Origin of the sequence: Tardiphaga sp., assembly GCF_041424195.1 — a bacterium.
Classification (GTDB): domain Bacteria; phylum Pseudomonadota; class Alphaproteobacteria; order Rhizobiales; family Xanthobacteraceae; genus Tardiphaga.
Map to the genome: position 1 here is coordinate 1 of NZ_JBGMOE010000119.1, position 8,422 is coordinate 8,422.

The 8,422-nt window shown below is 62.3% G+C and carries 7 protein-coding genes and 1 pseudogene; 2 read left to right on the forward strand and 6 right to left on the reverse strand.

What is annotated here, in order from left to right; genetic code table 11:
• The 6 genes and pseudogenes from ACEK02_RS16430 to ACEK02_RS16455 form a co-directional block, all read right to left on the reverse strand.
• A pseudogene (locus ACEK02_RS16430) lies at positions 1–194 on the reverse strand (branched-chain amino acid ABC transporter substrate-binding protein); the annotation flags it as partial.
• A 6-nt stretch (positions 195–200) separates the two neighbouring features.
• Positions 201–1,229: a branched-chain amino acid ABC transporter permease gene (locus ACEK02_RS16435; RefSeq protein ID WP_371422656.1), complete on the reverse strand. Its 1,029-nt coding sequence runs from the start codon at positions 1,227–1,229 to the stop codon at positions 201–203.
• A 2-nt stretch (positions 1,230–1,231) separates the two neighbouring features.
• Positions 1,232–2,110: a branched-chain amino acid ABC transporter permease gene (locus tag ACEK02_RS16440; protein WP_371422657.1), complete on the reverse strand. Its 879-nt coding sequence runs from the start codon at positions 2,108–2,110 to the stop codon at positions 1,232–1,234.
• A gap of 10 nt (positions 2,111–2,120) precedes the next feature.
• Complete coding sequence (locus ACEK02_RS16445) at positions 2,121–2,834, reverse strand: ABC transporter ATP-binding protein (RefSeq protein WP_149534034.1); 714 nt, start codon at positions 2,832–2,834, stop codon at positions 2,121–2,123.
• Entirely contained in the window at positions 2,831–3,643 is an 813-nt protein-coding gene (locus tag ACEK02_RS16450; RefSeq protein WP_371422658.1) for an ABC transporter ATP-binding protein, read from the reverse strand. Before ACEK02_RS16450 ends, ACEK02_RS16445 begins: the two co-directional genes overlap by 4 nt.
• A gap of 63 nt (positions 3,644–3,706) precedes the next feature.
• Complete coding sequence (locus tag ACEK02_RS16455) at positions 3,707–4,573, reverse strand: IclR family transcriptional regulator (protein ID WP_371422659.1); 867 nt, start codon at positions 4,571–4,573, stop codon at positions 3,707–3,709.
• Between the two features lie 161 nt (positions 4,574–4,734).
• Between ACEK02_RS16455 and ACEK02_RS16460 the strand changes: the two genes are divergently transcribed.
• Both ACEK02_RS16460 and pimA read left to right on the forward strand, forming a co-directional pair.
• On the forward strand, positions 4,735–6,819 hold the full coding sequence (locus ACEK02_RS16460) for a 3-hydroxyacyl-CoA dehydrogenase NAD-binding domain-containing protein (RefSeq protein ID WP_371422660.1): 2,085 nt from the start codon (positions 4,735–4,737) through the stop codon (positions 6,817–6,819).
• A 222-nt stretch (positions 6,820–7,041) separates the two neighbouring features.
• A partial coding sequence (gene pimA, locus ACEK02_RS16465; RefSeq protein ID WP_371422661.1) for a dicarboxylate--CoA ligase PimA occupies positions 7,042–8,422 on the forward strand: 1,381 nt, incomplete at its 3' end.

Sequence of the window (8,422 nt, forward strand, 5' to 3'; positions counted from 1 at the left end):
GCTTCTTCCATCTTCCCGATGATGCCGTAGGCCGACGCAGGGCCGCTATAGGGAATGATGTTGCCGATCTTGATCTCGGTATCGCTCGCCCCGGTGTCGTATTTCTTCTGGGCATTCGCGGAAGTTGAGAAGGCGAGAAACGCAAACGCCGCGCTCGAGAGCGCGGCGGTGCGCAGAAAGTTACTGCAGTTCATAGGTCCTCAGTTTTTACGTAGTTTGCCGATCAGGCTTTGTGCCAAATAGGCGAGTTGCCTGGCCCCGTTCGGGAGCAGGAAGATGATGATGATCAGGATGACGCCAAACACGGCGCCCGACAGACCCTTCGAGACGTGTTCCGCAATATTCGGAACGAAGACGATGAAGGCCGCACCGGCGAGCGAGCCGGGAAGCCAGCCGACGCCGCCGACGACCATGCCCAGGAACAGTGCGATGGCGAGCTGGATGGTGTAGCCATCCGGCGCCACGAACTGCACGGCGATGGCGCCGAGACCGCCGGCAACGCCGGTGATGCCGGCGCTGACGCCGAAGGCCAGCGTCTTGTAGAGCGAGACGTCCACGCCCATCGCCGAGGCGGCGATTTCGTTGTCGCGGATCGCCATCATGGCCCGGCCCGACCGCGATTTCAGCAGGTTGACCGAGAAGATGTAGATCACGATCGCAACCACGAGCGTGAAGAAGTACAGCCACATGTCCTGCGACACCTTCAGACCCAGCGAGGCCAGGATCTCCGGTGCATCAGGCTTGGTGACGACAAGGCCCTGCACGCCGCCGGTCCAGTGTTCGAACACGCCGAGCTTCAGGAGCTGCGGCATCGCCACGGCGAGGGCGAAGGTCGCCAGCGCGAGGTAGACGCCGGAGAGCCGAAGCGCCGGCAGGCCGAACAGGAAGCCGGCGATGAAGCAGACCAGACCGGCCACCGGGAGCGTCAATGCGTAGTTGACGCCGGCATGTTCCATGAGGATTGCCGACGTATAGGCGCCGAGGGCGTAGAACGCGCTCTGGCCGAGCGAGAACTGGCCACTGGCGCCGGTCAGGATGTTCAGTGCGAGAACCGCGATGGCGTAGATCAGCCACATCGTCATCTGGAAGATGATGAAGTTCTTCACGAACAGCGGCGTGACGATGAGCAGCGCCAGGATGATCAGCGACGCGAGCGGGCCGAGCGCCATTTCCTTTTTCGGAACGGCGGCGACCACGGGAGCGGTGGAGACGTCTTGAACGGTGCTCATGATCAAACTCGCTTCACGATGGTACGGCCGAACAGGCCATTGGGCTTGACCACCAGCACGGTGATGATCAGCGCCAGTGCGATGGGCAGCTTCAGCTCGTTACCGACACCCGGGATATAGGTGCCGACGAGGTTCTCGAAGACGCCGACAAGGAACCCGCCAATGACGGCGCCGAGCGGGCTCGTCAGACCGCCGACGACGGCCGCGGCAAATCCGTAGATCAGGACGCCGCCCATCATGTTGGGCTCAAGAAACACCACCGGGGCGATCAGCATGCCGGCGATCGAACCGATCGCGGCTGCCATGCCCCAGCCGAGTGCGATCATCCATGACGTGTTGATACCGACCAGCCGTGCCGATTCAGGCAAAGTGGCGGCCGCACGCATGGCGAGACCGACGCGGGTGTAGCGGAAGAAGATGAACAGCAGGACCAGCAGGATCAGCGTCACGCCGATCATGCCGGCCTGATGCGTGGAGATCAGCTGGCTGCCGAGGAACGGCGACGAGCCGAATGGCGACGGGAACTGCTTGATGGTGAAGTCCCAGGTCAGGCCGGCGACGCTGTTGATGATGGCGAACAGCGCGATGAATCCGGCGACGTGGGTCAGCACCGGTGCGTTGGCGAGGGGCTTGAACAAAGCCCGCTCGATGACGATGCCGCCGACAAAGGAGAACACCAGGGTGAGCGCGAACGCGCCCCAATAGGGCATGCCCCACTGCATCATCTGCCAGGCGACGAAGGTCGAGAACATCGCCATTTCGCCCTGGGCGAAGTTCAGGTGGTCGATCGCCTGGTAGATCATCACCACCGCGAGCGCCATACAGGCGTAGATCGCGCCGGTGGCGATGCCAGCCAGGACTTGATTGGTAAAGAGTTCCATGGCCGTCCCCTCAATATCCCAGATACGATTTACGGACGTCTTCATTGTTCGCGATCTCGTCGGCAGTGCCGGACATCACGATGCGTCCTGTTTCGATGACATAGGCCTTGTCGGCGAGTTCGAGCGCGAGCTGTGCGTTCTGTTCGACGACCAGGATCGAGACCTTGTCCTCGCGGTTGATCTTGCCGAGGATCTTGAACAGATCCCGCACGATCAACGGCGCCAGGCCGAAGGACGGCTCGTCCAGCAGCATCAGGCGGGGACGCAGCATCAGTGCGCGGGCAACCGCGAGCATCTGCTGTTCACCGCCGGAGAGTGTGCCGGCCTGCTGGGTGTGGCGCTGCTTGAGCACCGGGAAGTGGGCATACATGCGCTCGATATCGTCACCGATCGCCTTGGTGTCCTTGCGGCTGATCGCGCCGAGCTGCAGGTTTTCTTCCACCGTCATGGTGGTGAAGGTGCCGCGGCCCTGCGGAACATGGGCGATGCCCAGCCGCACGATGCTTTCGGTCGACCGGTTGCCGAGCTTCTTGCCCTCGAATTCGATCGAGCCGGTGGAGCGGATCATGTTGCAGATCGAGCGCAGCGTGGTGGTCTTGCCGGCACCATTGGCGCCGAGCAGGGTGGTCAGGCTGCCTTCCTGCAGTTCGAATTCGAGGCCGTGCAACGCCTGGACCTGGCCGTAATACGCACGCAGGTCTTTTACGTGAAGCATCGCGGTCATGAGTCTTTGTCTCCCAGATAAGCCTTGATCACAGCAGGGTCTTTCTGGACGGCAGCGGGGGTGCCTTCAGCGAGCTTCTTGCCGAAATTCAGTGCGACGACATGATCGGCGATCGACATCACGAGACCCATGTGATGCTCGACCAGCAGAACCGTGACACCGCGATCGTCGCGGATGCGGCGGATCAGGTCGCCGAGGATGTAGACTTCCTCATGATTGAGACCGCCTGCGGGCTCGTCGAGCAGCAGGATCTTCGGCTCGGCGGCAAGCGCGCGCGCCAGCTCGACGCGCTTCTGCGTGCCGAACGGCAATCCGCTGACGATCGTATCGGCAACGCCATGGAGGTCGAGATAATCAAGGATGTCGTTGACGTCCTTGTTGATCGCAGCTTCTCCTGATCGAACCCATGGCAGCTTCAGCGAGTCGCTGATGATGTCGCTGTTGGTGCGCGCATGCTTGCCGATGCGGACGTTGTCCCGAACAGTGAGCTTGGGGAACAATGCGACGTTCTGGAAGGTGCGACCGATGCCGATCTCGGAGATCTTGTGCGCGGGGCGCTTCAGGATCGTCTCACCTTCCATCAGAATATCGCCCTTGCTTGGCTGGTAGAGCCGGCTGAGGCAATTGAACAGCGTGGTCTTGCCGGCGCCGTTCGGTCCGATGAGGCCGAGGATATGACCCTTCTGCATGTCGAACGAGACGCCGTTCAACGCGATGATGCCACCGAACACGACGCTGACGTCGCGCACCGAAAGCAGCGGCGCCGTCGATGTGACAGGTGCGCGCTCCGCGAGTTGTGCTTGCGTCATGTGCGGCGCCCCTCGATCGTCGGCTGCGGCGAAGTGTTCCGCAGGTCACGACGATGAAGGCGGTCAGAGCCCTTCAACAATGCGTGCAACTTTCCCTCCTGATCTGATTTTCTTGCTGTCGAGTTTTTTGGATTGTGGCGCAGCTGCTCCCCCGAGCGCCGCTTCGATGTTCCTTACCATCGCCAATAAGCGAGGTCCAATATCGTTGAGCAGCCGCTCTTCCGTGAAGCGAAACGCCGGCGCGCCGCAGTTAAAGGCATAGGGGCCGGTGCCGTCATTCAGTGTCATCGCAACACCGGCCGCGTGCACGTCGTCCTGCCACTCGCCAGCCGAGATGACAAAGCCGTGGCGCGCGACCATTTCGCCCGCACGTTCAAGTCCGTCGCGCATCTTCGACCAGCGATGTCCGTAGTGCTCGCGAAATTCGCGCAATAATTGGGCACGCTCTTCCGGGGGCAATGCCCAGAAATAGGCGCGGCCCATCGCTGTGGTTGCAATGGGAATGCGCGAGCCGACGTCGAGTTGAACGCCGACGGTGAGACTGGAACGGCTCTGTCCGAAATAGATCATGCTCAGGCGATCGCGCGCGCCGACCGCGCAGGCACCGCCGGTCTGCCGCATCAATTCGTCGCGAAACGATTCCGAGAGATGTTTAACGCCCAGGTTCGCAAGTGCAGCATACCCCAGGGCCATAGCTGCTGGCGCGAGTTGATACTTCTCGAAGCGTGGCACGGGTGTAAGGTAGCCCAACTTCGTAAGCGTATAAGTCAATCGCGAAATGGTTGGCTTCGGCAGTTTGGTGCGGGCAGCAATCTCCTGATTGCCGAGAAGTCCGTCATTGGGGCGAAATGCACGCAACACATCCAGGCCGCGGGCCAGTGCGACGACGAAATTGCGATCTGTCGCCACATTCTTCGCTGGACGTTTCATGCTTCCCAAAATTTGCTTTTGTCAGTTTCATACGATTGCTGTGCCGCCCTCGTTGACAAGGGACGCTCTTCAAAATAACCCTCCGTGTCAAGATGTGGAATTAAATTTCGCAGTGCGAAACTAAGAAAATCAGACCGGTAAACGTAGCCAAGGAGAATGCCGTGAGCGATGTTGTAAAGCTTGAGCGTCATGATGAAGTCGCCATCGTCACGATCAACTCTCCGCCTGTGAATGCATTGAGTGCGGCGGTTCGCCGCGGCATTTTTGAAAATGTCAAAGCTGCTGCAGCCGATCCTGCTGTGAAGGCGATCGTCATCGCGTGCGCAGGCCGTACCTTTGTTGCCGGTGCCGACATCACCGAATTCGGCAAGCCGCCGCAGTCGCCCGGATTGAGCGAAGTCATTGCGGAAATCGAGAATTGTTCCAAGCCGGTAATTGCTGCCATTCACGGCACTGCGCTCGGCGGCGGCCTCGAGCTCACGCTCGGCTGTCACTTCCGCGTGGCCACAAAGGAAGCCAAGCTTGGCCTGCCTGAGGTCAAGCTTGGCCTGTTGCCGGGTGCCGGCGGCACGCAGCGCCTGCCGCGCGCGGTGGGTCCGGAGCTCGGCGTCAAGATGGTCGTCACCGGCGATCCGATCAGCGCTTCCGAAGCCTTGAAGAATGGCCTGATCGAGGAGATCGTCGAAGGCCCGGCGTCTGGCGCTGAAGCTTTCGCGCGCAAGGTCATCGCCGAGAAGCGTCCGCTGCGCCTGCTGCGCAACGACGATTCCAAGCTCGCTGCCGCCCGCGCCGATCGCACGATCTTCACCAACGCTGCCGCCGCCGCCAACAAGAAGAACCGCGGCATGAACGCGCCGCTGGCGTGCGCCGAGGCGGTGAGCTGGACGCTCGACGTGCCGTTCGACGAAGCGCTCAAGAAGGAGCGCGAGATGTTCCTCAAGCTGGTCGCCGACGACCAGTCGAAGGCGCAGCGTTATGCGTTCTTCTCCGAGCGCGAAGCCGCCAAGGTCCAGAACGTGCCGGAAGGCGTCAAGCCGCGTCCGGTCGAGCGCGTCGCCATCATCGGCGCCGGCACCATGGGCGGCGGTATCGCGATGTCCTTCGCCAATGCCGGTATTCCCGTCACGCTGATCGAGACCGGCGAGGAGCAGCTCAAGCGCGGCCTCGGCATCATGCAGAAGAATTACGAGGCGACCGCAGCGCGCGGCGGCATTCCTGCCGATGCGCCGGCCAAGCGCATGGCGCTGATCAACGGTGTCGTTGGTCTTGAGAACGTCAAGGACGTCGACCTGGTGATCGAAGCCGTGTTCGAAACCATGGCCATCAAGAAGGAAGTGTTCACCGCACTGGACAAATACGCCAAGCCGGGCGCCATCCTTGCCAGCAACACCTCCTATCTGAACATCGACGAGATCGCAGCCGTCACCAAGCGTCCGCAAGACGTGCTCGGCATGCACTTCTTCTCGCCGGCCAATGTCATGAAACTGTGCGAAATCGTTCGCGCCGACAAGACCGCTCCTGATGCGCTGGTGACGGCTGTTGCTGTCGCACGCAAGATCGCCAAGGTCCCGGCCGTGGTGGGTGTCTCCGACGGCTTTGTCGGTAACCGCATGCTGGCGGCCCGCTCCAAGCAGTCCGAGAAGCTGTTGTTCGAAGGCGCGCTGCCGCAGCAGGTCGATGCCGTCGTCACCAAGTTCGGCATGCCCATGGGTCCGTTCGCCATGGGCGATCTCGCCGGCCTCGATATCGGCTGGCGCTCCCGCAAGGATCGCGGCATCACCTCGCCGATCGCCGACGCGCTCTGCGAAGCCGGCCGCTTCGGCCAGAAGACCGGCAAGGGCTACTACAAGTATGATGCCGGCTCCCGCGCGCCGGTGCCGGATCCGGACGTCGAGAAGCTCATCGACGACACCTGCCGCAGCCTGGGCCTGACCCGTCGGGCCGTCAGCGATCAGGAAATCCTGGAGCGCATGATGTATCCGATGATCAACGAGGGTGCCCGCATCCTCGAGGAGAAGGTGGCGTCGCGTCCGAGCGATATCGACGTGATTTGGCTCTATGGCTATGGCTGGCCGATCTATCGCGGCGGCCCGATGTTCTACGCCGATCAGGTCGGTCTCAAGCAGATCGCCGAGCGTCTGCAGTTCTACGCCAAGCAGACCAACGATCCCTCGCTGGAGCCGGCTGCGCTGCTGAAGAAGCTGGCGGATGAAGGCAAGACCTTCGCGTCGCTGGCGAAGGGCTGAGATGGCCGGGAGCGCTCACTGCTCTTTTCCCTCCCCCTTGTGGGGAGGGTGGCCGACCGAAGGTCGGTCGGGTGGGGGTAGCCCCGCACTCAGAGCTTGTGGCACCCCCACCCCGGCCTCCGCTTCCGTCGATGCTGCGCATCGACGTCGCTCGGCCGACCCTCCCCACAAGGGGGAGGGATATTACGCGCAGCGGCTACTATCATTGCAGGTCCATCGTCCATGACCCATCCCGGCGAGCAGCACTACCCACCGGGCGTCACATGGGACGCGCCGATCGCGCGTGGGTCTTTGCCGGGCCTGCTTGCCGACTCCGTCGCAAAATATGGCGACCGCACCGCCATCGAATTCCGCGACCAGCCGATCTCGTTCAACGATCTGCAGGCGCGTGTCGATATCGTCGCCGCCGCCTTGATGCGCGCCGGCTACGGCCGCGGCTCGACCATCGGCATCTTCCTCGGCAACACGCCGGATCATCCCGTCCATTTCTTCGGCGGCCTCAAGGCCGGCGCGCGGCTGGTGCATCTGTCGCCGCTCGACGGCGAGATCGCGCTGTCGCACAAGTTGCGCGATTCCGGCGCCCGCGTGCTGGTCACCAGCAATCTCGCGACGCTGCTGCCTATGGCGCTCAAGTTTCTCGACAAGGGCCTGCTCGACAGGGTGATTGTCTGCGAGGACGACGACTGGGGCGCGGTGAACAATCCGCAACTGCCGCTGCCGGAAAATCCCGCCATCGTCACATTCCGCAATTTCACCGCGGGCGCGACGCCGCCGGCGCAGTGGCCGGAGATTTCAGCGGATGACGTCGCGCTGCTGCAATATACCGGCGGCACCACCGGCCTGCCGAAGGGCGCGATGCTCAGCCACGGCAATCTGACCTCGGCCGTGTCGATCTATAATCTGTGGGGTTCACCGGCACGTGCCGCGCGCAACCAGGTTGAACGCGTCATCTGCGTGCTGCCGCTGTTTCATATCTATGCGCTGACCGTGATCCTGCTCGGCCGCATCAGCCTCGGCGACACTATTTCGCTGCATCAGCGTTTCGATGTCACCCGCGTGCTCGACGACATCGAGACGAAGAAGGCCACGATCTTTCCCGGCGTGCCCACCATGTGGATCGCCATTGCCGCTGATCCGTCTCTTGAAAGCCGCGATCTGTCGTCGCTGATCTCAGCGGGCTCCGGCGGCGCGCCGCTGCCGGATGAAGTCGCGCGCCTGTTCGAACGCAAGACCGGCCTCAAGCTGAAGAGCGGCTGGGGGATGACCGAGACGTGCTCGCCGGGCACCAGCCATCCGCCGGGTGGCCTCGACAAGCCGGGCTCCATCGGTCTGATGATGCCGGGGATCGAGCTTGACGTCGTGTCGCTCGACGATCCCACCAGGGTGCTCGGCACCGGCGAGACCGGCGAGATCCGCATCAAGGGACCGAACGTCACCAGGGGCTACTGGAACCGGGCGCAGGAAAGCGCCGAATCCTTCGTTGGCGATCGCTTCCTCACCGGCGACATCGGCTACATGGACGAGGACGGCTTCTTCTATCTGGTCGATCGCAAGAAGGACATGATCATCTCCGGCGGCTTCAACGTCTATCCGCAGATGATCG

Excerpts from the sequence above, each read along its gene's own strand:
- ACEK02_RS16435 (WP_371422656.1), bottom strand. The coding sequence starts at position 1,229 with ATGAGCACCGTTCAAGACGTCTCCACCGCTCCCGTGGTCGCCGCCGTT.
- ACEK02_RS16440 (WP_371422657.1), bottom strand. The coding sequence starts at position 2,110 with ATGGAACTCTTTACCAATCAAGTCCTGGCTGGCATCGCCACCGGCGCG.
- ACEK02_RS16445 (WP_149534034.1), bottom strand. The coding sequence starts at position 2,834 with ATGACCGCGATGCTTCACGTAAAAGACCTGCGTGCGTATTACGGCCAG.
- ACEK02_RS16450 (WP_371422658.1), bottom strand. The coding sequence starts at position 3,643 with ATGACGCAAGCACAACTCGCGGAGCGCGCACCTGTCACATCGACGGCG.
- ACEK02_RS16455 (WP_371422659.1), bottom strand. The coding sequence starts at position 4,573 with ATGAAACGTCCAGCGAAGAATGTGGCGACAGATCGCAATTTCGTCGTC.